The organism is Paucibacter hankyongi (assembly GCF_037482915.1).
Lineage (GTDB): Bacteria > Pseudomonadota > Gammaproteobacteria > Burkholderiales > Burkholderiaceae_C > Paucibacter_A > Paucibacter_A hankyongi.
The window spans coordinates 109,592-133,167 of the sequence record NZ_JBBHJX010000005.1 but is presented as its reverse complement, the minus strand read 5'-3'; the positions used below and the strand labels follow the sequence as shown (position 1 = coordinate 133,167).

27 protein-coding genes are annotated in these 23,576 nt (G+C 63.3%); 17 read left to right on the top strand and 10 right to left on the bottom strand.

All coding sequences use genetic code 11. The annotated features are described in order from the left end of the window. The first annotated feature begins 3 nt into the window (after positions 1 to 3). Genes WG899_RS10225 through WG899_RS10205 form a run of 5 tightly spaced genes read left to right on the top strand, consistent with a single transcriptional unit; the run spans position 4 to position 3,584 of the window. The gene (locus tag WG899_RS10225; protein WP_339595537.1) at positions 4 to 528 is read left to right on the top strand and encodes a chalcone isomerase family protein; all 525 of its coding nucleotides are present in this window, start codon (positions 4 to 6) and stop codon (positions 526 to 528) included. Next, positions 525 to 1,805 carry an MFS transporter gene (locus WG899_RS10220; protein WP_339595536.1) on the top strand — a complete coding sequence of 427 codons (1,281 nt, stop codon included), beginning with the start codon at positions 525 to 527 and terminating at the stop codon, positions 1,803 to 1,805. Before WG899_RS10225 ends, WG899_RS10220 begins: the two co-directional genes overlap by 4 nt. Then, positions 1,802 to 2,362, top strand: coding sequence for a DUF3833 domain-containing protein (locus WG899_RS10215; protein WP_339595535.1), 561 nt, complete (start codon positions 1,802 to 1,804; stop codon positions 2,360 to 2,362). Before WG899_RS10220 ends, WG899_RS10215 begins: the two co-directional genes overlap by 4 nt. A gap of 5 nt (positions 2,363 to 2,367) precedes the next feature. Further along, positions 2,368 to 3,153, top strand: a complete 786-nt coding sequence (locus tag WG899_RS10210; protein WP_339595534.1) for an SDR family NAD(P)-dependent oxidoreductase — start codon at positions 2,368 to 2,370, stop codon at positions 3,151 to 3,153. Then, positions 3,150 to 3,584 (top strand): nuclear transport factor 2 family protein, encoded by a 435-nt coding sequence (locus WG899_RS10205; RefSeq protein ID WP_339595533.1) that lies wholly within the window; start codon positions 3,150 to 3,152, stop codon positions 3,582 to 3,584. Before WG899_RS10210 ends, WG899_RS10205 begins: the two co-directional genes overlap by 4 nt. Before the next feature lie 16 nt (positions 3,585 to 3,600). On the opposite strand, the gene corA is transcribed toward WG899_RS10205, so the two are convergent. Then, on the bottom strand, positions 3,601 to 4,575 hold the full coding sequence (gene corA / locus WG899_RS10200; RefSeq protein ID WP_339595532.1) for a magnesium/cobalt transporter CorA: 975 nt from the start codon (positions 4,573 to 4,575) through the stop codon (positions 3,601 to 3,603). A gap of 444 nt (positions 4,576 to 5,019) precedes the next feature. On the opposite strand from corA, the gene hpf reads away from it, so the two are divergent. From hpf to hprK, 3 genes are all read left to right on the top strand, one after another. Beyond that, the gene (gene hpf / locus WG899_RS10195; RefSeq protein ID WP_339595531.1) at positions 5,020 to 5,361 is read left to right on the top strand and encodes a ribosome hibernation-promoting factor, HPF/YfiA family; all 342 of its coding nucleotides are present in this window, start codon (positions 5,020 to 5,022) and stop codon (positions 5,359 to 5,361) included. A 290-nt stretch (positions 5,362 to 5,651) separates the two neighbouring features. Next, positions 5,652 to 6,122 carry a PTS sugar transporter subunit IIA gene (locus WG899_RS10190; RefSeq protein WP_339595530.1) on the top strand — a complete coding sequence of 157 codons (471 nt, stop codon included), beginning with the start codon at positions 5,652 to 5,654 and terminating at the stop codon, positions 6,120 to 6,122. 28 nt (positions 6,123 to 6,150) lie between these two features. Then, on the top strand, positions 6,151 to 7,113 hold the full coding sequence (gene hprK, locus WG899_RS10185) for an HPr(Ser) kinase/phosphatase (protein WP_339595529.1): 963 nt from the start codon (positions 6,151 to 6,153) through the stop codon (positions 7,111 to 7,113). Between the two features lie 29 nt (positions 7,114 to 7,142). Here hprK and fur read toward each other — a convergent pair whose 3' ends face one another. Further along, a complete protein-coding gene (gene fur, locus WG899_RS10180) occupies positions 7,143 to 7,571 on the bottom strand; it encodes a ferric iron uptake transcriptional regulator (RefSeq protein WP_339595528.1) in 429 nt (142 codons plus the stop codon). Between the two features lie 116 nt (positions 7,572 to 7,687). On the opposite strand from fur, the gene WG899_RS10175 reads away from it, so the two are divergent. Genes WG899_RS10175 through holA form a run of 9 tightly spaced genes read left to right on the top strand, consistent with a single transcriptional unit; the run spans position 7,688 to position 15,800 of the window. Then, positions 7,688 to 8,233, top strand: coding sequence for an outer membrane protein assembly factor BamE (locus WG899_RS10175; protein WP_339595527.1), 546 nt, complete (start codon positions 7,688 to 7,690; stop codon positions 8,231 to 8,233). Next, on the top strand, positions 8,230 to 9,054 hold the full coding sequence (gene dapB / locus WG899_RS10170; protein WP_339595526.1) for a 4-hydroxy-tetrahydrodipicolinate reductase: 825 nt from the start codon (positions 8,230 to 8,232) through the stop codon (positions 9,052 to 9,054). Before WG899_RS10175 ends, dapB begins: the two co-directional genes overlap by 4 nt. Further along, positions 9,051 to 9,695 (top strand): MotA/TolQ/ExbB proton channel family protein, encoded by a 645-nt coding sequence (locus tag WG899_RS10165; protein WP_339595525.1) that lies wholly within the window; start codon positions 9,051 to 9,053, stop codon positions 9,693 to 9,695. The genes dapB and WG899_RS10165 overlap by 4 nt, the downstream gene beginning before the upstream one ends. A gap of 11 nt (positions 9,696 to 9,706) precedes the next feature. Beyond that, positions 9,707 to 10,132 (top strand): ExbD/TolR family protein, encoded by a 426-nt coding sequence (locus WG899_RS10160; protein WP_339595524.1) that lies wholly within the window; start codon positions 9,707 to 9,709, stop codon positions 10,130 to 10,132. A gap of 55 nt (positions 10,133 to 10,187) precedes the next feature. Further along, positions 10,188 to 11,069: a C13 family peptidase gene (locus WG899_RS10155; RefSeq protein ID WP_339595523.1), complete on the top strand. Its 882-nt coding sequence runs from the start codon at positions 10,188 to 10,190 to the stop codon at positions 11,067 to 11,069. Then, the gene (locus tag WG899_RS10150; RefSeq protein WP_339595522.1) at positions 11,047 to 11,511 is read left to right on the top strand and encodes a hypothetical protein; all 465 of its coding nucleotides are present in this window, start codon (positions 11,047 to 11,049) and stop codon (positions 11,509 to 11,511) included. The genes WG899_RS10155 and WG899_RS10150 overlap by 23 nt, the downstream gene beginning before the upstream one ends. Before the next feature lie 51 nt (positions 11,512 to 11,562). Continuing rightward, the gene (gene leuS / locus WG899_RS10145) at positions 11,563 to 14,211 is read left to right on the top strand and encodes a leucine--tRNA ligase (RefSeq protein WP_339595521.1); all 2,649 of its coding nucleotides are present in this window, start codon (positions 11,563 to 11,565) and stop codon (positions 14,209 to 14,211) included. A gap of 12 nt (positions 14,212 to 14,223) precedes the next feature. Then, positions 14,224 to 14,724 (top strand): LPS-assembly lipoprotein LptE, encoded by a 501-nt coding sequence (locus tag WG899_RS10140; protein WP_339595520.1) that lies wholly within the window; start codon positions 14,224 to 14,226, stop codon positions 14,722 to 14,724. A gap of 5 nt (positions 14,725 to 14,729) precedes the next feature. Then, on the top strand, positions 14,730 to 15,800 hold the full coding sequence (gene holA, locus WG899_RS10135; protein WP_339595519.1) for a DNA polymerase III subunit delta: 1,071 nt from the start codon (positions 14,730 to 14,732) through the stop codon (positions 15,798 to 15,800). Between the two features lie 26 nt (positions 15,801 to 15,826). Here the strand turns inward: holA and WG899_RS10130 are convergent, their stop codons facing one another. The 8 genes from WG899_RS10130 to WG899_RS10095 all read right to left on the bottom strand — a co-directional run bounded on the left by WG899_RS10130 (position 15,827) and on the right by WG899_RS10095 (position 23,528). Next, positions 15,827 to 18,631: an ATP-binding protein gene (locus WG899_RS10130; protein ID WP_339595518.1), complete on the bottom strand. Its 2,805-nt coding sequence runs from the start codon at positions 18,629 to 18,631 to the stop codon at positions 15,827 to 15,829. A gap of 185 nt (positions 18,632 to 18,816) precedes the next feature. Next, the gene (locus WG899_RS10125) at positions 18,817 to 19,758 is read right to left on the bottom strand and encodes a 2-hydroxyacid dehydrogenase (protein WP_339595517.1); all 942 of its coding nucleotides are present in this window, start codon (positions 19,756 to 19,758) and stop codon (positions 18,817 to 18,819) included. 3 nt (positions 19,759 to 19,761) lie between these two features. Then, complete coding sequence (locus tag WG899_RS10120) at positions 19,762 to 20,262, bottom strand: CinA family protein (protein WP_339595516.1); 501 nt, start codon at positions 20,260 to 20,262, stop codon at positions 19,762 to 19,764. Positions 20,263 to 20,317: 55 nt separating this feature from the next. Beyond that, a complete protein-coding gene (locus WG899_RS10115; RefSeq protein ID WP_339595515.1) occupies positions 20,318 to 20,863 on the bottom strand; it encodes a phosphatidylglycerophosphatase A family protein in 546 nt (181 codons plus the stop codon). After that, entirely contained in the window at positions 20,860 to 21,837 is a 978-nt protein-coding gene (gene thiL / locus WG899_RS10110; protein WP_339595514.1) for a thiamine-phosphate kinase, read from the bottom strand. The genes WG899_RS10115 and thiL overlap by 4 nt, the downstream gene beginning before the upstream one ends. Before the next feature lie 42 nt (positions 21,838 to 21,879). Next, on the bottom strand, positions 21,880 to 22,323 hold the full coding sequence (locus WG899_RS10105; protein WP_339595513.1) for a PACE efflux transporter: 444 nt from the start codon (positions 22,321 to 22,323) through the stop codon (positions 21,880 to 21,882). Further along, positions 22,320 to 23,084 (bottom strand): type III PLP-dependent enzyme domain-containing protein, encoded by a 765-nt coding sequence (locus WG899_RS10100; RefSeq protein ID WP_339595512.1) that lies wholly within the window; start codon positions 23,082 to 23,084, stop codon positions 22,320 to 22,322. Before WG899_RS10100 ends, WG899_RS10105 begins: the two co-directional genes overlap by 4 nt. Positions 23,085 to 23,120: 36 nt before the next feature. Continuing rightward, on the bottom strand, positions 23,121 to 23,528 hold the full coding sequence (locus tag WG899_RS10095) for a GNAT family N-acetyltransferase (RefSeq protein WP_339595660.1): 408 nt from the start codon (positions 23,526 to 23,528) through the stop codon (positions 23,121 to 23,123). Positions 23,529 to 23,576: the final 48 nt, after the last annotated feature.

Genomic DNA, 23,576 nt, shown 5'->3' with positions numbered 1-23,576 from the left:
ACCATGCCGAGCCGCCGCCGGCTACTGCAATGGGCTTGCGGCCTGCTGCCTGCCCTGCCTGGGCTTGCCGTCGCCGCGCCAGAGTTGTCGGAGTTGCGCCAGCAATCCAAGGCGCAGATGCGTTTCTTTGGACTGCTAATCTATGACATCCGTCTGTGGTCACGCGAACCCATCGACGCCCAGAACTGGCAGCGCAAAGAACTGGCCCTGGAGCTGGAATACGCCCGCAGCTTGAGCGGCCGCGAGATCGCCAAACGCTCCCTGGCCGAAATGAAGCGGCAAGGCGAGTTTGCCCCCGAACAGTCGCAGCGATGGCTGACGGAGATGGAAGCGGCCTTTCCCGATGTGCAGGCCGGCGACCGCATCAGCGGCTTGCACGAGCCCGGCGAAGGCGTGCGCTTCTTTGTCAATGGGCGCCTGCAAAAACGCATCAGCGACCCTCAGTTTGCGCGCCTGTTTTTCGGCATCTGGCTGGCCCCGCAGAGCTCCGAACCCGGCTTGCGCAAGCAGCTATTGGGCGCGCAATGAATAGCCCTGAGGCCTGGGCCATGCCGGGCAATGCAGCCTCGGCCCGCTACGGCGCCCTGGGTTTCGCACTCGCCTTTGTGGCCCTGCCGCTATACATCAGCCTGCCCGCCCATTACGCCCAGGAATTTGGCATGCCGCTGGCGCAGCTCGGCGCTCTGCTCTTGGGTGCTCGGCTTTTTGACGCCTTGCTCGACCCCTGGATTGGCCGGCTCTGCGACCGCTGGCTGAACCAGCACCCGGCGCGAGTCTTGCCGCTGATGCGCGCAGCGGCCCTGCTGCTGGCCGGCGGCTTCGCTGCCGTGTTCTTCCCGCCTTGGCGAACACCTAGCAGCCTGCTGCTCTGGTGCGCTGCCGCCTTGCTGCTGACTTACTTTGGCTACAGCTTGCTCAGCGTCATGCACCAGACTTGGGGCGCACGCTTTGGCGGCAGCGCCGTGCAACAAAGCCGCGTGGTGGCCTGGCGAGAAGGCTTTGCCTTGGTGGGGGTGATCACAGCCAGCCTGCTGCCCGGCTGGATTGGTTTGGCAGGTACCGCCCTCACCCTTGCCCTGGCCCTGGGTGTAGGCCTGCTCTTGCTGGGCCGAGCCCCGCGAGCGCCGGCCGTTTCCACTGCGACTCGCAGCAAGGGGCCAGCGGTTTCGGTCTGGCAGCGGCAAGACTTTCGGCGCCTGATGGCGGTCTTTCTGTGCAATGGCATCGCGACGGCGATCCCGGCCAGCCTCTTGCTGTTTTTTGTGCGGGATCGCCTGCAAACCCCGCAATGGGAAGGCGCTTATTTAGCGGCTTACTTCTGCGCAGCCGCCCTATCCTTGCCCTTGTGGCTGCGCATGGTGAAACGCTGGGACCATGCCCGCAGCTGGTTTGCAGCCATGCTGCTGGCCGTGGCCGCCTTTGCCTGGGCCGCCCTGCTGGGCGAAGGGGACAGCCTGGCCTTCACGGCCGTCTGTATCGCCAGCGGCCTGGCCATGGGCGCTGACCTGGCCATTCCAAGCGCTTTGCTGGCCCGCTTGGTGCATGGCGCCGGGCTGGGCGGTCATGCCGAAGGCGCCTTCTTCGGTTGGTGGAATGCTGCTAACAAACTCAATCTGGCCCTGGCCGCAGGGCTCAGTCTGCCCATGCTGCAAGCGCTGGGATATGCGCCTGGGCTGCGCGACGTCAATGCGCTGCAGGCCCTGACCGTGGCCTACTGTTTGCTGCCCTGCCTGCTGAAGCTGCTAGCCGCAGGCCTTCTCTACCAATTCCGGATACGCACCGCGCTCAACGAGGACTTGCCATGAGATTTCCTTTCCTCCCCCGCCCTGGGTTGCCCCGCCCTTGGCTGAGCCTCAGCTTGGCGGCCATCTTGCTGAGCGGCTGCGCCATGGGCCCGACGCCCGCACAGTACGCGCAAGAGAGCCCCAAGCTCGAACTGCGCCAGTACTTGAATGGGCCCTTGCTGGCGCATGGCATCTTCACCGACCGCAACGGCCATGTGAAACGCCGTTTTGTGGTCAAGCTGATGGGGCGCTGGCAGGGCGATACCGGCATCCTCGAAGAAGACTTCGAATACAGCGACGGCAGCCGCGATCGCCGCGTCTGGACCATCCAGGAACTCGGCGGCGGGCGCTACAGCGGTCGCGCCGACGATGTAGTCGGCCTGGCCCGGGGCGAAGCGGCCGGCAATGCGCTGCGCTGGAGCTACACCTTAAAGCTCCCTGTGGACGGCAAAGTCTATGAGGTGGACTTCGATGACTGGATGTACCTGATCGACGACAAAGTGATGCTGAACAAAGCGGTGATGAGCAAGTTCGGTTTCGAGTTGGGCCAGGTCACCTTGTCCTTCCAGAAACTCTGACCCCCATGGCCTTGAATCCCAAACTTCGAGACTGGCAGGGTCGCACGGTCTGGCTGGTGGGCGCGTCCAGCGGCATTGGTCAGGCATTGGCTCATCAACTGCACTGTGCGGGGGCGCGCGTCATCGTGTCGGCTCGGCAGGCGGATCTGTTGCAGACCTTTGTCGATGAGCATCCGGGTAGCATGGCCAAGCCACTCGATGTGATGGACGCCAGTGCCTTGCAACAGGCTTGCAAAGCCATTGTGCGCAGCCACGGGTCCATTTCGCTGGTGCTGTATTGCGTCGGCTATTACAAAGCCATGAGCGCGCAGCAGTTCTCGCTGGCCGAAGCGCGCCGGCATATGGACGTTAACTACGTCGGCGCCCTGAACCTGCTGGACGCCGTGCTGCCGCAGCTGCTGCTGCAAGCGCATCAAGGCTTGGAAACACACCTGAGCTTGGTGTCCAGCGTGGCCGGCTACCGCGGCTTGCCCAAGTCACTAGGCTATGGTCCCTCGAAGGCGGCGCTGAGCCATTTGGCCGAGGCCCTCTACCTCGATCTATCGGATGCGGGCATTGGGGTGTCGGTGATTCACCCAGGCTTCGTGGCGACCCCGCTTACAGCGCAAAACGACTTCAAGATGCCGGCGCTGATCAGCCCCGAGACGGCGGCGCTGGCGATACTGCAAGGCTGGCGCAGCGGCGAGTTCGAGATCCACTTTCCCAAGCGCTTCACGCGTTTCATGAAGGCACTGCGCCTGCTGAGCGACAGCGCCTACTTCAGCCTGATCAAGAGAACCACCCGCCCATGACGCCATGCACCGACCCGCGCGCGAGCGCGCTGATCAGCTTCTTCGAGCGGCTCCAGCCCGGTGACTTGAGCCGCATGGGCAGTCGCTACACCGAACAGGCTTTTTTCAAAGACCCCTTCAACGAGGTTCAAGGCCTGGCGGCGGTGACGGCCATTTTTTCCCATATGTTCGAAACCCTGGAGGCTCCGCGCTTCACCGTGCTGAACGCCTTGGTGCAGCACGATCAGTGTTTTTTGACCTGGGATTTCCACTTCAAGCTGAAGGGTCAGGTCTTGCCACGGCAAATCCACGGCAGCAGCCATCTGCGCTTTGCGCCAGATGGCCGCGTCGCCTACCACCGCGACTACTGGGACGCGGCCGAAGAGTTCTACGAAAAGCTACCGCTACTGGGGGCGGTGCTGCGCCTGATCAAGCGCAAGCTGAAGGTCTGAGCCCCGTCCGCCCGGTTCAGCGCAGCCAGCCCTTGCGGCGGAAATAGATGAAGGGCGCGGCCACCGACGCCAGCATCAGCCCCAGCGCAAAGGGGTAGCCCCAGGCGTATTCCAGTTCCGGCATGTACTTGAAGTTCATGCCGTAGATGCTGGCAATCAGCGTCGGCGGCAGCAAGGCCACGCTGGCCACCGAGAAGATCTTGATGATCTTGTTCTGGTTGATGTTGATGAAACCGACCGTCGCATCCATCAAGAAGTTGATCTTGTCGAACAAGAAGGCGGTGTGCGAGTCGAGCGAATCAATATCGCGCAGAATCTGCCGCGACTCCTCGAACTGCTCGGCATTGAGCATGCGGCTGCGCATCATGAAGCTGAGTGCGCGGCGGGTGTCCATCACATTACGGCGGATGCGCCCGTTCAAGTCTTCCTCGCGGGCAATGGCCGACAGCACTTCACCGGCCTCGGCGTCATTCACGTCCTTCTTCAGCACGCGGGCGCTGACGGTTTCGAGTTTGTCGTAAATGCCTTCCAGGATGTCGGCCGAATACTCGGCATCGGCGTCGTACAGCTTCAGCAGCACATCCTTGGCGTCTTCAATCAAGGCCGGGATGCGGCGTGCGCGCAGGCGCAGCAGGCGAAACACCGGCAAATCGCCGTTGTGAATGGAGAAGAGCACATTGTTGTAGAGGATGAAGGCCACCCGCACATTGCGGGTGATCTCGTTGCCGTCGATCAAAAAGTCAGACCGGATGTGCAACTCGCCGTTGTCTTCTTCATAGAAACGCGCCGACTCTTCCAGGTCCTCGTCAACGATGTCTTCAGGAATGGTCAGGCCAAAACGGTCTTGAATCCAACCTTTTTCTTCGGCGCTGGGCTGGTCCAGATCCACCCAAATCGGACGCGATTGCGCCAAGTCTTCGGCGGTTTCAATTTCTTCCTGAAACAGGCCGCCCTTCAAGCGCCCGTTGTCCAAGGTAAACACATTCAGCATGCAGATCTCCAGCGCCGCAGCGCCGACTAGAGTCTGGACGGTACTTTGCCGTCCGGAAGGTGGGTGTGTTGGGGACCCGTCTCACTCCGGACAATTGGCAAGGCAGCGGCTCAAGGCAGGCTGCAAATACCTTTGACGTGGGAATGGACGGTCACCGCGGGTGATCGCTGTCCAAGAAGGACTCCAGAGCTGGGAAGCTTTCATTATCACCTCGTGGCAAAGCAGTTCCCGAAAGCAGCTTGCGCGGTGTGCGCACAGTCAAATCGGCAAACGGACTACCGCCCGACTTGAAGCTGTAAAACACTTGTCATGAATTCACTTCGGGTGCAAACTGGACTTACCGATTCACTACCCAAGCCCCATTTCGAGACCCAGCAATTAGCCCACTTCGTTCTTTGACCATTTGTTCCCGTTTTCTCGATTCCTCTTGTGAAAGGAGGCTTTATGAACCTGACAATCAGTGGCCACCATTTGGAAGTAACGCCGTCTCTGCGTGAGTATGTGCTCACAAAGCTCGACCGGGTGACCCGCCATTTTGATCAAGTCGTTGACATCAACGTCTTGCTCACCGTGGAGAAGCAAAAGGAAAAAGAACGTCGCCAGAAGGCCGAAGTCACAGTGCATGTGAAGGGGCGCGATATCTTCGTCGAACAGTCGCACGAAGATCTTTACGCAGCCATTGATCAGTTGATGGACAAATTGGACCGTCAGGTCTGCCGCCACAAAGATCGTTTGCAAGATCATCACCATACCGCTGCAAAGCGCATGGAAATGCCGGCTCCTTGATGGACCTGAAAGGCGATCGCTGTTGAACAGCCATCGCCTCCGCAAGCAAGGCGACCTCGGGTCGCCTTTTTGTTGCCCCGAAGAAATTCCCCAAAAAGAGACTTAAAGCTTCGCCAAAGCCACAGAAATTCGGTGCTTGCAGCACAGCAGGTCGAGCACTTGTACACTGCTCGACCTGTAGCCAGACATGCGCTGATACGCACGATGGCCGCAAATTTCTATAATTCTTCACCCAGACACCGAGCAAGCGTGCCGCCGAGGGCCACCGCCCAACTCAGCGCTTCGACACCATGAACCGTCTCGCCGCCATCCTTCCTGCCAGCAATGTGCTGGTAAATGTGGACGCATCCAGCAAAAAGCGTGTTTTCGAACAGGCCGGCCTGCTGTTCGAGAACAATCATGCGATCGCGCGCGCGCTGGTTGCCGACAACTTGTTTGCCCGCGAACGCCTGGGCTCAACCGGGCTGGGGCACGGTGTGGCGATTCCACATGGCCGCATCAAGGGGCTGAAGAATCCACTGGCAGCCGTCTTGCGCGTCCAGCAAGCGATTGGCTTCGACGCACCCGATGATGAGCCCGTCAGCCTGCTGATCTTTTTGCTGGTCCCGGAGGCCGCCACCCAGCGGCACTTGGAAATCCTCTCCGAGATTGCGGAGATGTTGTCGGACCGCGAGTTGCGCGAGCGCCTGAAGACCGAAACCGAAGCCAGCGCTGTGCACCGCCTGATCTCCGACTGGGAACCGCTCAAGTCGGTCGCCTGAACTTCTCTCTGTTTCAAACGCCAATACAGTGAAACCCACCTCCATCAGCGCCGACCGTCTCTTCGAAGAGCACAGGGAGGCGCTGCGATGGGAGTGGATCGCCGGTCACGCGCACCCGGAACGCCGCTTTGACGAGGCCGCCGTGCGCGACGCGCAATCGGCCGCCGACTTGGTCGGCTACCTGAACTACATCCACCCCTACCGGGTGCAGATCGTGGGTCGCCGCGAAGTGGCCTATTTGAGCCAGGCCTCGGGCGAGGTGCTGGACCGCCGCATTGCCCGCATCGTTACGCTTGAGCCGCCAGTCATCATCGTGGCCGATAACCAGCCGCCGCCGGATCGCTTGGTGGCCATGTGCGACCGTGCCGAGATCCCGCTGTTCGAAACCGCCGAGTCGGCCGGCCATGTGATTGACGTGGTGCGCGCCTATCTGGCCCACCTGTTTGCCAACCGCACCACCCGCCACGGCGTCTTCATGGACATCCTGGGCCTGGGCGTGCTGCTGACCGGCGAGTCAGGTCTAGGCAAAAGCGAACTCGGGCTGGAGTTGATTTCGCGCGGCCACGGCTTGGTGGCCGATGACGCGGTTGACCTGTTTCGCATCTCGCAAACCGCCATCGAGGGTCGCTGCCCCGAGTTGCTGCTGAATCTGCTCGAAGTGCGCGGCATTGGCCTGCTGGACATCAAGGCGATCTTTGGCGAGACCGCCGTGCGTCGCAAGATGCGGCTGAAGCTGATCGTCCACCTGGTGCGCAAAGAAACGTTGGAGCGTGATTTCGAACGCCTGCCTTACGAGCCGCTGTACGAAGAGGTGCTGGGCATGCCGGTACGCAAGGTCATCATCGCCGTCGATGCAGGCCGCAACTTGGCCGTCTTGGTGGAGGCCGCCGTGCGCAACACGGTGCTGCAGCTGCGCGGCATTGACACCTACCGAGAATTTGTCGAACGCCACCAACGGGCGATCGAAATGGGCCAGCACGACCAGGACTGAGTCCGCCTCAGTCCTGCCTGCCCCGCCACTCAGCTGCCGCGATGCGGGCAGTCCTTCTTGATGCAAGCCGCGTAAAGCGCCAGGGAGTGTTCCTGTAGCTCGAAGCCTCGCTCGGCGGCGATGCGGTGCTGGCGCTCCTCGATCTCGGGATCAAAGAACTCTTCAACGCGGCCACAAGTCAGACAGACCAGATGGTCATGGTGATGGCCTTGGTTGAGCTCAAACACCGACTTGCCGGATTCGAAATGATTGCGCGACAGCAGGCCCGCCTGCTCAAACTGCGTCAACACCCGGTAGACCGTGGCCAAGCCAATGTCGGCATCCTCGATCAGCAAGGCTTTGTAGACATCTTCGGCGGTCATGTGGCGCTGATTCGTCTTCTGGAAAATCTCCAGAATCTTGATGCGCGGCAGGGTCGCCTTGAGCCCGCTGTTTTTAATCTCTTCGGTCCGGTTCATAGCTCGATAGGGCCGGCGCGGCCCCCCATGGGCCTGCCGCTAGAATGGGGCGATCATAGCCAGCAACGGCTCGTTCAGCAGCCCAAGCCCCTACAGAAGCACTCATGCGCCCGAATATGTGTACTGCCTCCCCTGCTCGCTTGAGCCTGCTCGCGCTATCTGCCGTCGCCATGGCCCTGTTGAGCGCCTGCGCCGGCTCGGTTTCGGGCGACAAAGTGCTGGGCCTCGTCCGGCCTTATCGCGTTGACATCGTGCAGGGCAATGTCCTGACCAAGGAATTGACCGCCCGCGTCAAGCCCGGCATGAACCGCGCCCAGGTGCGCGATCTGCTCGGCTCGCCGTTGCTGACCGACATCTTCCACGACAACCGCTGGGACTATGTCTTCACCATCCGCCGCCAGGGTGCGGCGCCGCAGCAGCGTCAGGTGGTCGCCTGGTTTGATGGCGACATCCTGAAATCGCTCGACCTGCCGGCCGACCTGCCCAGCGAAAACGAATTCGTCAGCGCCATCAACACCCGCGAACTGCGCGGTGACGCGCCCAAGCTGGCGCTCAGCGAAGAGGAGCGCAAGGCCTTGCCTTTGCCGACCAAGCCGGCCGTCGCGGCCCCCGAGGCCATGGGCGCACAACGCAGCTACCCACCGCTGGAGCCCAAGCAATGAGCGGCGCCGCAGCCGCCCAGACCCGCATCGTCATCGCGGGCAGCTCCGGCCGCATGGGCCGCATGCTGATCGAGGCCGTGGTCAACGCGCCGGACTGCCTGCTGCACGGCGCGCTGGTCCGCGAAGCCAGCCCAACGCTTGGCCAAGATGCCAGCGCCTTCTTGGGCCAGAACAGTGGCGTGCTGATCACCGCTGACCTGCAGCAAGCGCTGCGCGGCGCCGATGTGCTGATCGACTTCACCCGCCCCGAAGGCACGCTGGCCCATCTGGCCGTGTGCCGCGAACTGGGCGTCAAGGTGGTCATTGGCACCACCGGTTTCAGCCCCGAACAAAAAGCCCAGATCGGCGAACACGCTCAGCACATCGGCATCATGATGGCGCCGAATATGAGCGTGGGCGTGAACGTGGTGTTGCGCTTGTTGGACATGGCCGCCCGATCCTTGAATGAAGGCTTTGACATCGAAATCATCGAAGCCCACCACCGCCATAAAGTCGATGCCCCGAGTGGCACCGCGCTGGCCATGGGCGAGGCCGTGGCCAAGGCCCTGGACCGCGATTTGAAGAGCTGCGCGGTCTATGGCCGCGAAGGCGTCACCGGCGAGCGCGACCCGTCCACCATTGGCTTCGCCACGGTGCGCGGCGGCGACATCATTGGCGACCACACCGTGCTGTTCGCCGGCACCGGTGAGCGCATCGAGATCAGCCACAAGGCCAGCAGCCGCAGCACCTTCGCACTCGGCAGCCTGCGCGCCGCGCGCTTTTTGGCCGGTCAAGCGCCTGGCCTCTATGACATGAACGATGTGCTGGGTCTGGGGGCATGACAGGATTCGCTGACTTCTGGAGCCAAGGCGATGCCGTCATCCGGGCGGTGGCCGCCTTGTTGCTGCTGATGTCGGTCGGCGCCTGGGTGGTCATTTTCTGGAAGAGCTGGATGCTGCAGCGTGCCCGCCGCAGCCTGGCGCGCGCCATCCCTGCGTTCTGGGGCGCCAGCGATCTGGCCGGCGGCCGCGCAGCCTTGGAGGGCTTTGACTCGGAAGCGGTGCTCCAGCCCTTGCTGGATGCGGCCACAGCCAGCACGCAGCAAGGCAGCCTGGACGGCGCCACCCGGCGCGATTCGCGCCTGACGCGGCGCCTGCGCGACGCCCTGCACCAAGTAGTCCGGCGTCTGCAATTCGGTCAGGTGCTGCTGGCCTCGATTGGCAGCACCGCCCCCTTCATTGGCCTGTTCGGCACCGTCTGGGGCATCTATCACGCCCTGGTCAGCATCTCGGCCGGCGGCAATCTGACGATCGAGAAGATTGCCGGCCCGGTTGGTGAGGCGCTGATCATGACGGCGGCCGGCCTGGCCGTCGCGATTCCGGCCGTGCTGGCCTACAACATCTTCGGCAAACAGGTCGGCGACTGCGAGGCCGAGTTGGAAGGCTTCGCACACGATCTGCGCGAGATGTTGGATCAAGACTGAGCGGACGCACGATGGCCTTCGGTCGACTGGAACGCAGCGAGCGCCCCAAGCCGATGGGCGACATCAATATGACGCCACTGATCGACGTTATGTTGGTGCTGCTGGTGATCTTCATGATCGCCGCGCCGCTGATGAGTTCATCGCTGCGACTGGACCTGCCCAAGAGCGAAGCCGCCCGCCCTTCGGACGCGCCCAAATTCATCGCCATCGGCTTGCAGCCCGATGGCAGCCTATTTCTCGGTGATGCGAAGCTGGACAAACAACAGTTGCAGCAACGCCTGCAGGAGCTGGGCAGGGCCAACCCCGAGTTGGAGGTCCAGCTGCGCGCCGACCAAAGCGCGCCCTACGGCCAAGTGGCCGAACTCATCGGCTGGTGTCAGAGCGCGGGCTTGAGTCGCATCGCCTTTGTGGCCGATGCCCCCACAAAGAGCGAGTGACGATTCAGGGGCTGACGTCGATCATGCCCGCCAGAGCTACTGACCGCACTCACGCATGACCTTTGCCCCACTCTCTCCCGCCTCTGTGCCCACATTGCGGCGCCCAGCCCAAGCCCCTATCGCGCTGCTGACCCTCTTGCTGCTATGCCTGCTCAGCGGCTGCAGCAGCTACATCCTCGGCGAGCCCGCTGGCACCGGGGACCGCCGCCTGGGCGTGCAGCTACAGGCCCTACAGTCCGACCCCGCCCCGCTCACCGAGCCGCGCTACATCTTCATTGGCGCGGCGCTCAACGACCGGCAAAACGTGTTTGATGCGGATATCCGCTTGCTGGACGCTAAGTTCGCCGCGACCTACGGCAAGGCCTATCGCTCGATTCTGCTGTCCAACCGACGGATCACCGAGGGTTCGCGTGAATTGCCCTTGGCCAGCATCGATCAGATGGACGAGGTGTTTGAGTTCTGGGCAGAACACAAGCGCGCCAATGACCGCTTCATCGTCGTGCTGAGCAGCCACGGCAGGCCGGGCATACTGGAAGTGGCACAGCAGCCGCTCTATCGCACGCCGCGCCTGCTCAGCTCCAAGAAGCTCGAAAGCTGGATGGAAGCCCTGGAGCCCAACCGCAGCTGGCTGATGATTTCCGCCTGCTACTCAGGCTCGCACCTGGAGCGCCTGCGGCAGGACCATTTACTGGTCATGACCGCCTCCAGCGCCCGTACCTCGTCCTTTGGCTGCGCCGACAATCAGACCAACACATGGTTTGTGGGCGAGCTGGCCCAAGCCATGCAAGCCAAGCAAAGTTTTGGCGCACTCTGGGACAGCGCTTACGCCAATATTGCATTGCGCGAGAAGCAGATGAAGCTCCCCAGCTCCATGCCGCAGCTGCGCACCGGCTCTGAATTAAAAGAAGGTTTGAATGAAGACTGGTCTCGTTTCTAGACCCGGCTCTTGGGCGCCCCTGCTGGGCCTGTGCCTGTCCTTGCTGACTCAGCCTGCCTGGGCTGCCACATTGGAGACACCGAGTCCAGTCAGCCTGGTCTACTGGAGCGCCGGCGACTGCGGCCCCTGCCGAGCCTGGTCCCAGACCGAGCGCAAGCAGGAGTTTCTGGCCGAGGCCAAGGCTCTGGGTGTCACGCTGGTGGAGGTGCAAAGGCCCCGCCTGGCCGACCCATTGAGTCACTACGCTTGGCCCAAGGAGCAAGCGCCCCTGATGCAAAGCTATCTGACGCATCAGTACGCGCCAGCCCGGCTGACCCCGGCCTTTGACTTTGTCTGCCGCGGCGACTTGGTGCAGCGCATCGACGGTCTGCACGAATGGGACTCCTTTTGGAAGAGCAGCTTGCGCCGCAGCGTCAAGCAATGCAAGGAACTACCCGGCTGATTCCGTTCGCGCCGGCAGGGGCGGCAGAGCGCAGCCCCTACAATTTGGCGCATGAACGATAAGTACGCCCCCAACGAGATCGAAGCCGCTGCGCGCCAGTATTGGAATTCCCGCGACGCCTACCGCGTCACCGAGGACCAAGACAAGCCCAAGTTCTACGCCTGCTCCATGCTGCCCTACCCCAGCGGCAAGCTGCACATGGGCCATGTGCGCAACTACACGATCAACGACATGCTGACGCGTCAGCTGCGCATGAAGGGCTACAACGTCTTGATGCCGATGGGCTGGGACGCTTTCGGCCTGCCGGCCGAGAACGCCGCGATGAAGAACAAGGTGCCGCCCGCCAAGTGGACCTACGACAACATCGCCTATATGAAGTCGCAGATGCAGGCCATGGGCCTGGCGATTGACTGGTCGCGCGAAATCGCCACTTGCACACCCGAGTACTACAAGTGGAACCAATGGCTGTTCCTGAAGATGCTGGAAGCCGGCATCGCCGAGCGCCGCACCCAGGTCGTCAACTGGGACCCGGTGGACCAGACCGTGCTGGCCAATGAGCAGGTGGTCGATGGCAAGGGCTGGCGCTCCGGCGCTGTGGTCGAAAAGCGCGAGATCCCCGGCTACTACCTGAACATCACCAAGTACGCCGATGAGCTGCTGGCCGCCGTGGCCGACCCCAGCAATCCGCAATACCTGAGCGGCTGGCCCGAGCGCGTGCGCCTGATGCAGGAGAACTGGATCGGCAAGAGCGAAGGCGTGCGTTTTGCCTTCCCGCATGAGATCAAGGGCGCCGACGGCGCGCTGATCCAAGACGGCAAGCTCTACGTCTTCACGACGCGTGCCGACACCATCATGGGCGTGACCTTCTGCGCCGTGGCGCCGGAGCACCCGCTGGCCACGTACGCCGCAGCGTCCAACCCAGAGCTGGCCGCCTTCATCGAAGAATGCAAGCGCGGCGGCACCACCGAAGCCGAGCTGGCCACGCAAGAGAAGAAGGGCCAGCGCACCGGCCTCTTCGTCACCCATCCGCTGACCGGCGCGCAGGTCGAGGTCTGGGTCGGCAACTACGTGCTGATGAGCTATGGCGACGGCGCCGTGATGGGCGTGCCCGCGCACGACGAGCGCGACTTCGCCTTTGCCAAGAAGTACGGCATCGCAATCCAACAAGTCGTCGCGGTGGAAGGCGAGAGCTTCAGCCTGGACGCCTGGGCCGAGTGGTATGGCGACAAGCAAAAAGCCGTCTGCGTCAACTCCGGTGACCTCAACGGTTTGAGCCACAAAGCCGCCGTCTCCAAGGTGGCCGAATTGGTCGGCGCCAAGGGCCTGGGCGAGAAGAAAACCACCTGGCGCCTGCGCGACTGGGGCATCAGCCGCCAGCGTTACTGGGGCACGCCGATCCCCATCATCAACTGCGATGACTGCGGCTCGGTGCCGGTGCCTGAGAAAGATCTGCCGGTGGTGTTGCCGGAAGAGTGCATCCCCGACGGCAGCGGCAACCCGCTGAAAAAGCACGCTGGCTTCTTGAACGTGGCCTGCCCCAAGTGCGGCAAGCCGGCCCAGCGCGAAACCGACACCATGGACACCTTTGTCGACTCGTCCTGGTATTTCATGCGTTACTGCGATGCGCAGAACAAGGACGCCATGGTCGGCGACGGCACCGCCTACTGGATGCGCCAGGGAGCGGCCATGGACCAGTACATCGGTGGCATTGAACACGCCATCCTGCACCTGCTCTACGCCCGCTTCTGGACCAAGGTGATGCGCGACCTGGGCCTGGTCAAGGTGGACGAACCGTTCACCAAGCTGCTGACCCAGGGCATGGTGCTGAACCACATCTACTCGCGCCGTGGCGAGAAGGGTGGCATCGAATACTTCTGGCCGCATGAGGTGGAAGACGTGGCCGACGCCAACGGCAAGGTCACGCACGCCACGCTGAAGAGCGATGGCTCGCGCGTGGAGTACGAGGGCGTGGGCACCATGTCCAAGTCCAAGAACAATGGCGTTGACCCGCAAGAGCTGATCAACCAGTACGGCGCCGACACGGCCCGTCTGTTCGTCATGTTCGCTTCGCCGCCGGAACAAACGCTGGAGTGGAACGACTCCGGCGTGGAAGGCGCGCACCGCTTCTTGAAGCGCGTCTGGGCCTTTGGTGTCAAGCATGAGGCCGCCATCAAGAGCGCCGGCCAAGACTTCGCCGCCCTCAGCGGCGAAGGCAAGGCGCTGCGCCGCGAGGTGCACTTGGTGCTCAAGCAGGTCAGCTATGACTACGAGCGCATGCAGTACAACACCGTGGTGTCGGGCGGCATGAAGCTGCTCAATGCGCTGGAAGGCTTCAAGGCTGCGGGCCAAGACGCCGCCATCCGCGAAGGCTTCTCGGTGCTGCTGCGCGTGCTCTACCCGGCCTGCCCGCACATCGCTCACCAGCTCTGGCAAGACCTCGGCTTTGCCGCCGAGCTGGGCGATCTGCTCGACAGCGCCTGGCCCAGCGTCGATGAAGCGGCCCTGGTGCAAGACGAGATCGAGCTGATGCTGCAGGTCAACGGCAAGCTGCGTGGCTCCGTCAAGGTGCCGGCCGCCGCCGACAAGGCCGCCATCGAAGCCGCCGCGCTGGCCAACGAAGACTTCCTCAAGTTTGCCGAAGGCAAGCCGGCCAAGAAGGTCATCGTGGTGCCGGGTCGTCTGGTCAACGTGGTGGTCTAAGGTCGGATGAGCATGCAGCGGCGTCGCCTGCTTGTATCGGCAGCACTGGCTGGCTTGACCAGCCTGGGCGGCTGCGGCTTTGAGCTGCGCAAGGAACCGGAATTCCTGTTCCAGCGCCTAGCGCTGAGTGGCTTCGCGCCCGGTTCGCCGTTCGCGATCGAGCTGCGTCGCCAACTGATGCGCTCGCCCGTCAAGGTGGTGGAAGATACCAACCAGGCCGAGGTGGTATTGGTAGCGCTGCAGGATGTGCGCGACAAGGTGGTGGTCAGCTCCACCGTAGCCGGCCAAGTGCGCGAGTGGCAGTTGCGCCTCAGCGTGGACTACTTGCTGCGCACGCCCAATGACGAATTGCTGCTGCCGCGCACCGAGCTGCGCCTGGTGCGCGAAATGAACTACACCGAAGAGCGCGCGCTGGGCAAGGAACAGGAAGAAGCTCAGCTGCACCGCGCCATGCAATCCGACGCGGTGGCCCAGGTGATGCGCCGCCTGACTGCAGTTCGACTGCCGGGCTGACCCTCATGCAATTGCGTGCCGACGCCCTCCCCCAGCAGCTTGCCAAGGCGCTGCGCCCGATCTACACCATCTACGGTGACGAGCCACTGCTGGCGCAAGAGGCGGCCGATGCGATTCGTGCCGCCGCACGGGCTCAGGGTTATGGGGAGCGCAAGGTCTTCACCGTGGCGGGGGCTTACTTCGACTGGGGGCCGGTGCTCGGCGCCGCGCAAGCGCTGAGCCTGTTTGCCGAACGCCAGTTCATTGAGATCCGCATTCCCAGCGGCAAGCCAGGCAAGGATGGCTCCGAGGCACTGCAGCGTTATTGCGCCGCCCTGCCCGAAGATGTGGTAACCCTGGTCACCCTGCCCAAGCTCGACAAGACACAGACCAACAGCGCCTGGTTTGCCGCGCTGGACGGCGCCGGCGTGACGGTGCGCGTCGACCCCATCGAGCGCCGCGCGCTGCCGCAATGGATCGCCCAGCGCCTGGTGGCCCAAGGCCAGCGCGTCCCCGAGGGTGAAATCGGTCAACGCACCTTGGCCTTCTTCGCCGACCGAGTCGAGGGCAATCTGCTCGCCGCACACCAAGAACTGCAAAAGCTGGCCCTGCTGCACCCCAAGGGCGAACTGAGCTTTGAGCAGATCGAAGCGGCCGTCTTGAACGTGGCTCGCTACGACGTCTTCAAACTCAGCGAGGCCGTCTTGGCCGGCCATGTACCGCGCCTGCTGCGCATGCTGGAAGGACTGGAGGCCGAGGGCGAGGCTGCGGTGCTGGTGCACTGGAGCTTGGCCGAAGACATTCGCGCGTTGAAACGGGTGCGTGATGCGGTCGACGCCGGCAAACCGCTGCCGATGGCGCTGCGCGAATCGCGCGTCTGGGGCGCCAAGGAGCGTTTGTTCGAGCGCATTGTGCCGGGCCTGCAAGCGGCCGACCTGACCCGTCTGGTTGAGGCCGCGCAGGTCTGCGACGGCTTGGTCAAGGGCCTGCGCCACCCCGACTGGCCCTTGGACGCCTGGGCCGGCCTGCGCCGCCTGGCCCTGATGCTGGCCGAAACCGTGGTCGCACGCGGGCCGCGCTTGGTGCTGCAGGCTTAAACGTCAGAACGGCGCTCAGGCCCCCCTCAAGGTGCTTTGAAGGGCATTTCAATCACAAAGCGGCTGCCTTCGCCCTCACGGCTTGTGACGCTCAGGCCGCCGCCGAGCAGGCTGCCGCTGATGTTGTGAGCAATGCTCAGGCCCAGGCCGCTGCCGCCTTGGCCGAACTTGGTGGTGAAAAAGGGGTCGAAGATGCGCTCCTGCACCGAGGGCGGAATCCCCAAGCCATCATCGGCCACCCACAGACTGAGCCGCCCCGCCTGCTGGGCTTGAGCGCCCAGCGTGATGAGGCCCTCTTTGCGGCCCTCAAACGCATGCACCAAGGCGTTGTTGATCAAGATGATCAAGACCTGCCCCAAGGGGCCCGGGAAGCTGTCTAACTGCAAACCCGCAGGCACCTCCAGGGCTAAGCGCACACCGGCTCGGCGCAGCTGCAAGCCCATGGTCTGCGCGCATTGTTCGCAGAGCTCACGCAGGTCGAAACTGCGACGCTGTTCGGCGCTGCGATCCACCGCCACCTGTTTGAAGCTGCGCACCAAGGCCGCCGCCGTCTCCATGCTGCGGTTGATGACCTCCAGGCCATCGCGGGTGCGGCCCGCGTATTGCTCCCAATCTGAGCGTTTCAAGGCCTGCTGCTCAACCCGCTGAACGAATTCCTGGGTGCTGCCCAGCAGCGTGCTGGCGATCAAGAGGCTGTTGCCAATCGGCGTGTTCAACTCATGCGCCACGCCGGCCACCATCGAACCCAAGGCCGCCAACTTCTCCTGCGCCATCAGCTGACGCTGCATCTGACTCAGGCGCAGATAGGCGCCGGCATTGTCCAGCGCGATTGCGATGTAGGAGCGCAGGGTGCGAAAGATCAATTGCTGCCGCTCTCCGTAAGCCTTGGCCCGTGGAGACTGAATCGTCATCGCGCCTATCACCCGCTCACCGGCCAGCAAAGGCGCAAAAATCAGGCTGAGTTGCTGGCTGGTACCGGGCACATGCTCACCCAGTTTCTCTTGTTCCGCCGCGTCGCTGAACAGGATTTCCTTGCGCTCCTGCACGCAGCGCACGCACAGGGAGCGCTCCGAACTCATCTCGATCGGCGGGTCCGTGAAGGGTTCGCCGTTTTCAATACCGTAAGCACAGTAGAGCTGGCGCCCCGCGGCGTCGAGCAAATAGATCGCCAGGCAAGGCGCGTCCAGCAGCGCATTGACATGCCGTGTCATCACCTCAAAGATGCGTTCGGCCACCAGCTCATTGGTGATCTCCTGGCCAACCTGGCCTAGATGCTGCAGCACCTCATGCGTGTCGCGCAGCAGTTGGAAACGCGCCGCCTCCGACTCGGCTAGACGGCGCAGGTGCTCGCTCTCGGCGCGGGCGCTCTCGATCTGGTGATGCACCCGCAAGGCGCTCGAACGCCGCATGGCCTCCTCGTTGAAGCTGTGCTGGCGCGCCGCGCTGGCGCGTTGCGACCAGTGATAGGCGCGCTCGAAGTTGCCGCCATCCGCAAAGGCCTTGGCGGTGGCCTCCAGCAATTGCATCGAAGGCTGATAGGACTCCATGCCCTCGGCCAATTGCAATGCGGCCAGATAAGACCCCAGTGCCCGGCCATGGCTACCCGAGCACCCCAGAGCGCTATCTTCCGCCTGCTGCACATCGCCCAAGACCCACAACATGTCGACCTCATTGTTGGGCTCATGCTGTTCACGCGCCAGGCGCAGGCCCTCCTCGGCATGGCCGCGGGCCAACTCAAAGTGACCCAGCATCAACTCGGCCCTGGCCAAACCCAGTTGCGCCTCGGTGCGCAGATCCAGCGAGCGCGAAGCCACCGCGCGCTCCATCAGCTCGGTAAACGCCGCATGGGCCGGCACGCCGCGGTCCGAGTTCAACTCGGTATGACCCAGAAAATTCAGCGCCAAGGCACGCGTGCGGTTGTCCGGCTGCGCCGCGCAGAGCTGCAAGCATTCCTGCAGCAAGTCGCGCGCATCACCCAGTTGCCCGAGCCGACGCAGAGCCTCGCCGGTGTGCGCCAGGCACAGGCTGATCATGCTGGGCCAGCGCGAACCTCGGGCCAGGTCGAGGCCGCGTTTGAGCCACTCCATGGCGGTCTGGAAGTCGCTCATCTTGGTATAGGTGTGACCCAGATTGGTGGCCAGCGTGATGGCGCGACGGATCTGACCGGTCAACATGGCCAGCTCAAACGCTTTTGAATGGGCCTGGATGCCACTCAGAAAATTGCCCTGCATCGCCGCCAGCAGACCGCGAAAATCCTCCACCGCCGAGCCTTCCATCGGCGCCAAGTTGGAACTATCCAGCGGCAGGCGCACGCCCCATTCGCGCTCGGCCAGCACTTGGTCGACAAACACCTGAGAGCGCCCCAGATTGGCTTGAAACACGGTCGCTCGCGACGTATCGCCGGCGGCCTCGGCGCAGCCCAAGGCCATCGCTAACTCGGCACGCAAGCGGCCCACGTCGCCGCGATCGGCCGCCAGGTAATGGCTCTGCCAATGCACATCGGCCAAGCCAGTCTGGTCGGCGGCGGCTTCAAACAGCGCGCGAGCCAAGTCCAGTTGCCGCTCCGCCTGCGCCAACTCGCCGTGCAAAAGATGGGCCTCAGAGCGCACCAGATGCAGCCGCCCGCGCGCAGCGTCGAGGCGGAGCGCCGGCCAGTCGGTCGAGCCCAGCAGCCCTTCTACATCGGTCACCAGCACCAAGGCCCGGCGGGTGTCGCGCTGACGCAGGCCCCAAGCCAGTTGCAGCCGCTCTTGCACGGTGTCCAACGGCGCGCCCAGGGCCAGCTGCTGCTCCCAAGCGGCGATGCTTGCGTCTGCGGGGAAAAACTCCATGGCCGACCTCGTCAACTCGGTGTGGAGCGCCGACTCTTCGGCTCGCCCTTCACCGAAGGCTAGACAGGCATTGAGGATACCGCGGCCACCTCAAACGCGACGCGACCTTGCGCGACAAATTCAAGCGCTGCTGCGCGAAACCACACGCCCTACCCTGCTCATCCGGCTCATTCGGCTCATTCGGCTCAATAACCCTGCTGGCGCTGCACCAGATGAGCAAAGGGCTGGCCGGCGCGAAGCGCCAGCACATTGGCGCGCACCACCGCCGCCGCGCTGCGCGGATCGGTTTGGGCGGCGCAATGCGGCAACACGGTCAAGCGCGGATGCTGCCAAAACGGGTGTGCGGCCGGCAGCGGTTCCTGGCGGAAGACATCAAGCACGGCACGAGCGAGCCGGCCGCTGTCCAAGACGGCCAGCAGATCGGCTTCGACCACATGGGCGCCACGCGCCAGATTGACCAAGCTGGCGCCCGGCTTCATCGCTGCAAAGCGGTCCGCGTTGAAGAAGTCACGTGTCTGCTCGGTCAGCGGCAACAGATTGACGACCGTATCGGCCTCGGCCAAGCCCAGGGCGAGACCTTCGGCGCCGTGCAGCGTGCGCACCCCCGCCAACTCGGCCGGCCGGCGACTCCAGCCGCTCAGCGCATAACCTTGCGCGGCCAAGGCGCGGGCCACGCGAGCGCCCAACTCACCCAAGCCCAGCACCAGCACCCGCCATTCGGCGGCGCGACTTTGCATGGGCTGGCGCCATTCGGCTCGCCGCTGTTGGTCCTGCAGGTCAAAGAAGCCGCGATGCAGAGACAACACCGCCCACAGCGCCGTGTGAGCCATCGCCTCGTTCATGGCCGGGTCGACCATGCGCGCCAGCGGCACCTGGGGCGGCAGGGTCGGGTCTTGCATCAGGCGGTCAACACCGGCCCAGAGCGACTGGATCAGGCGCAGATTCGGCAGCTGCTGCAGCACGCCCGGTTCCGGGTTGGCCACGATCGCGATCTCGACCTCGGCCGCCTGCGCCGCATCGGTCGGCGGCGTTAGCCACCATTGCTCGTCGGGCAAGGCCTCTTGCAACAGGCGCAGCCATTGCTGCTGCTCGGCCGCCGGCCAGCGGCCGCTCAGCAAAATACTCATCGATTACTGGTCCTTGTCTTCCAGGGCTTCGCACAAGGCCATCAAGCCGGCGCGCAGCGTGGCGATGCGCACCGCATGGCGGTCCCCGCTGAACAACTCCTGCCACACCTTGGGCGGGCGGCCCGCATGCACCAGCGCCAGCCAGACGGTGCCGACCGGCTTGTCGGCCGAGCCCCCGGTGGGGCCGGCGATACCGGTCACTGCCAGCGCCCAATCAATCGGCGCATGGGCCAGCAAGCCCTTGGCCATGTGCAGCGCTGCCTCGCCGCTGACCGAACCATGCAGGCCGATCAAGGCCGCCGGCACGCCCAGCAATTCGGTCTTCGATTCATTGCTGTAGCTGACCACGCCGCGCTCAAACCATTGGCTGGAGCCCGACAAGCTGGTGCAGGCCGCGGCGATCAAGCCACCGGTGCAGGACTCGGCCGTGCCGACCTTTTCGCGCCGCTGCATCAGGGCCACGCCAATGCGGTCGATCAACTCTTGCTCTTCAGGAAACAGCATGTTTGAACTCCTCTTGATCAATTGGAAGCGGCGTTACACGCTGCTCCTCAAAGCCTCAGAAAAATGAACGCCACAGTGCGATCACCACAAGCGTACATCCAGCCGCGACGAAATCATCAAACAAAATGCCCCAACCCTGCGCCCAGCTGACCGGCTTGCCACGCTCGCCCTTGAAGAGCTGGTCGGCCCAGCCCACCGGCCCAGGTTTGGCGGCATCAAAGTAGCGAAACAGGGCGAAGGCGATCAACTGCGCCCAGAACCCGGCAGGCATCAGCAGCCAGAGGATCAACCAGAAGGCCAGCACCTCGTCCCAAACGATAGCGCCGGGGTCAGGTGTTGCCAGATGCCGAGCCGTGGTCGTGCAGGCCCACCAGCCGACCAAGGTGCCGCCCAGCAAGAGCCAGCCCCATTGCGCTTCGCTCAGCCAGCGATTCAAGACCAGAAAGCTGAGCCAGGCCCACAGCGTACCCACCGTGCCCGGGGCCTTGGGCGAGAGGCCGCTGCCAAAACCGAGCGCAATCCAATGCGCCGGATGCGGAAACATGAAACGCGCCGTGGCGCGGCGCGGCGCGCGCGTGTCAGACGAAAAGGAATCACTCATGGGGTCTTGAAATGGTCAAAGCTGCTGAACTGAGCCAGCAGCGGGCTGCCCGCTGCATCGCGCAGGCGCAGGCCCGGCTCGGCCTCGATGCGGCCGATGCGATGCACCGGCGTGGCGCTGGCGACCGCCGCAGCAGCCACGGCCGCACGCCCGGCGGCATCGCTCGGCGCGCTGAACACCAATTCGTAATCGTCGCCCCCGGCCAAGCCGCATTCGCGCTGCAGGGCCAGGTCTTGCGCCGCCAGCACCGCGCTGCGCGGCAAGGCGTCGGCATTGAGGCTGGCGCCCACGCCCGAGGCCTTCAAGATATGACCCAGATCGCCCAGCAGACCGTCCGATACATCGATGGCGCTGCGCGCCACGCCGCGCAAGGCCAAGCCCAGTTCGACGCGCGGCTGCGGGCACTCCATGGCCCGGCGCACCTGCTCGAAGTCTGCCCCAGCCAACTGGGCCGTGCCGCGGAATACCTCCAGCGCCAAGCGCGCATCGCCCAGCGTGGCGCCCGAAACGTAAATATCGTCACCCACCTTGGCACCACTGCGCAGCAAGGCCTGACCCCGCGGCACCTCACCCATCACGGTGATGCAGATGTTCAAGGGGCCCTGGGTGGTGTCGCCGCCGACCAAGGCGATGCCATGGCGCTGCGCCAACTCAAACAAACCCTGCGCAAAGCCGGCCAAAAACACCTCATCGGCACGCGGCAAGCTCAGCGCCAAGGTAAAGGCCCGCGGTGTCGCTCCGCAGGCCGCCAAATCACTCAGATTGACGGCCAGGGCCTTGTGTCCCAGGCGCTGCGGCGCCACCGTGGACAGAAAATGCCGCCCCTCCACCAGCATGTCACTGGACACCAGCCATTGCATGCCCGGCGTTGAGTTGATGACGGCACAGTCATCACCGATGCCGACCGGCACCACGTCCGCCGACGGCCGGCTTTGGCTCTTGAAGAAACGCTGGATCAGATCGAATTCACCCATGAGTGGATTGTCTCAGCCCAGGGGGCGGGATCAGCGCAAGATTCAAGCGGAAGGCTTGCTCAAGCCAAGCTTGGGCCTGAGGTGGTCGTAGGCCCAATAAAAGGCATAGGTCCAGACCCAATAGAACGCAGCCAAACCAATGTCCACGAACAAGGCGTCAACAAATGACATGTCCAACTGCCACATGATGATGGGGACCGTCATCGCCGCCAAGCCCACCTCAATGGCGATGGCATGCAGGGCGCGAATCAACTTTGTTTTACTGAGCGAATAGCGAATCAGCACAAAGTAATACGCACGATTGATGCAGTACTCAAGGCTCACCGCCATGACGCTGAACAGCACGGCCAGCCCCAGCATGGTGTGCGCCGAAGTGTTCAAAATCCAGGCGGCCAGCGGAGCCACCAGGACCAAGGCCAAGACCTCTTTGAGCACCACCTGTACGACCTGCTCGGTATGCGACAAGTGCTCGACCGGCGCGCTCATTTCGAACCCTCTGCCCCAGCGATATCAGCACCAACTTCACTGCGCGCTTGGCTCCTGAGGTAGGAGTTCTCGTAGATAGTCAAGTCCTCCTGGAGGCGCGAGGATCCATCGCCTGCACGGGCCAGCTTGGCCTCCATCAAGGCCATCATTTGATCGGGCCGGTAGCCGGCGAATGGCGGCATGTCCATGATGTCTTTGAACACCGCAGACCCGTCCTCGTTCAGGTAGACATTCGCCGAGGCGTTCACCCCCATCAGCTTGTGCACGCTGCCCATGGTTTCCTGATAGGCCCCGGCCAAGACATAGTCTTCCCCAGCCTCAATATCGTGCATGGGGAGGCTGCCACACAGGCCACCCACGCCAACATAGCGCTCAAATTTGCCGTCACTGTCGCAAGTGACGTCTTGAACGCTGCCTAGGCGCGTTGGCTGGGTTGCCAGCTTTCGTATCGGCATGAGCGGGAAGGTTTGCCCGAGCGCCCGTCCACTCTCCGAAAAAATTGAAGGATGCGGAATGCCGTGCTCGTCGCAGTGCTGCTTGATTTCTTGAACCACGCCTGGTGCCTGACGATCTACATCGTCAGTCGGGGACTCCTGCGCACTCACTTGAAATGAGTGACCCGCAGTCTCTTGGGCGATAGATCCGGCAAAGCTGCTCACGCGGTCCCCTTGAATGGCGATTGGTTCTTTGTGTGCTGGCGACATCAGCGCGAAGATCAGCTCGAAGAAATGTACCGCATGGCTGCGGGCATCATGTGCCACGGGACTCCCCCGTGCTTTGAAGCTCCCCTGAACTGCCTAGGCTTCGCCTTTGCCCTGAAACTCCTCACGGCCGATACGATCGATGAGACTGGGCTCCTGCCCCGGAACATCGTCGGTTTTTGTATCAATCACTCGAAGCCGCGCGCGTTCAAGAGTTCGGCGAGATGGGGTATTCGCGGGGCAGATCAGGGCGAGCACCTCCGGTTCGCAGCGCTTGATGAACGCTTCCGCCAAGGCCTCTTGGGCGATCGCCGATGCAAGGCCTTGACCCCACGCGCGCGGCGCAAAACGGAAGTACAAATTCAAACCGAAGCGGGACCCAGCGGCCTTGCGCATGACACCGCCAAAACCCAGTACCTCCGGCGTCTCGGTGGTACTGTAGACGGCCCAATAGCCAAAGCCTTCGCTATCCCAATGTGCGAGACCGCCACCAAAGAGGGCGATGGCAGCTGCTGATCAGACAGGTCGGAAGGGTACGCGATGAATTCAAGC

Coding starts and splice junctions, on each gene's coding strand:
- WG899_RS10225 (WP_339595537.1), top strand. CDS start 4: ATGCCGAGCCGCCGCCGGCTACTGCAATGGGCTTGCGGCCTGCTGCCT.
- WG899_RS10220 (WP_339595536.1), top strand. CDS start 525: ATGAATAGCCCTGAGGCCTGGGCCATGCCGGGCAATGCAGCCTCGGCC.
- WG899_RS10215 (WP_339595535.1), top strand. CDS start 1,802: ATGAGATTTCCTTTCCTCCCCCGCCCTGGGTTGCCCCGCCCTTGGCTG.
- WG899_RS10210 (WP_339595534.1), top strand. CDS start 2,368: ATGGCCTTGAATCCCAAACTTCGAGACTGGCAGGGTCGCACGGTCTGG.
- WG899_RS10205 (WP_339595533.1), top strand. CDS start 3,150: ATGACGCCATGCACCGACCCGCGCGCGAGCGCGCTGATCAGCTTCTTC.
- corA (WP_339595532.1), bottom strand. CDS start 4,575: ATGCTGAATGTGTTTACCTTGGACAACGGGCGCTTGAAGGGCGGCCTG.
- hpf (WP_339595531.1), top strand. CDS start 5,020: ATGAACCTGACAATCAGTGGCCACCATTTGGAAGTAACGCCGTCTCTG.
- WG899_RS10190 (WP_339595530.1), top strand. CDS start 5,652: ATGAACCGTCTCGCCGCCATCCTTCCTGCCAGCAATGTGCTGGTAAAT.
- fur (WP_339595528.1), bottom strand. CDS start 7,571: ATGAACCGGACCGAAGAGATTAAAAACAGCGGGCTCAAGGCGACCCTG.
- WG899_RS10175 (WP_339595527.1), top strand. CDS start 7,688: ATGTGTACTGCCTCCCCTGCTCGCTTGAGCCTGCTCGCGCTATCTGCC.
- dapB (WP_339595526.1), top strand. CDS start 8,230: ATGAGCGGCGCCGCAGCCGCCCAGACCCGCATCGTCATCGCGGGCAGC.
- WG899_RS10165 (WP_339595525.1), top strand. CDS start 9,051: ATGACAGGATTCGCTGACTTCTGGAGCCAAGGCGATGCCGTCATCCGG.
- WG899_RS10160 (WP_339595524.1), top strand. CDS start 9,707: ATGGCCTTCGGTCGACTGGAACGCAGCGAGCGCCCCAAGCCGATGGGC.
- WG899_RS10155 (WP_339595523.1), top strand. CDS start 10,188: ATGACCTTTGCCCCACTCTCTCCCGCCTCTGTGCCCACATTGCGGCGC.
- WG899_RS10150 (WP_339595522.1), top strand. CDS start 11,047: ATGAAGACTGGTCTCGTTTCTAGACCCGGCTCTTGGGCGCCCCTGCTG.
- leuS (WP_339595521.1), top strand. CDS start 11,563: ATGAACGATAAGTACGCCCCCAACGAGATCGAAGCCGCTGCGCGCCAG.
- WG899_RS10140 (WP_339595520.1), top strand. CDS start 14,224: ATGCAGCGGCGTCGCCTGCTTGTATCGGCAGCACTGGCTGGCTTGACC.
- holA (WP_339595519.1), top strand. CDS start 14,730: ATGCAATTGCGTGCCGACGCCCTCCCCCAGCAGCTTGCCAAGGCGCTG.
- WG899_RS10130 (WP_339595518.1), bottom strand. CDS start 18,631: ATGGAGTTTTTCCCCGCAGACGCAAGCATCGCCGCTTGGGAGCAGCAG.
- WG899_RS10125 (WP_339595517.1), bottom strand. CDS start 19,758: ATGAGTATTTTGCTGAGCGGCCGCTGGCCGGCGGCCGAGCAGCAGCAA.
- WG899_RS10120 (WP_339595516.1), bottom strand. CDS start 20,262: ATGCTGTTTCCTGAAGAGCAAGAGTTGATCGACCGCATTGGCGTGGCC.
- WG899_RS10115 (WP_339595515.1), bottom strand. CDS start 20,863: ATGAGTGATTCCTTTTCGTCTGACACGCGCGCGCCGCGCCGCGCCACG.
- thiL (WP_339595514.1), bottom strand. CDS start 21,837: ATGGGTGAATTCGATCTGATCCAGCGTTTCTTCAAGAGCCAAAGCCGG.
- WG899_RS10105 (WP_339595513.1), bottom strand. CDS start 22,323: ATGAGCGCGCCGGTCGAGCACTTGTCGCATACCGAGCAGGTCGTACAG.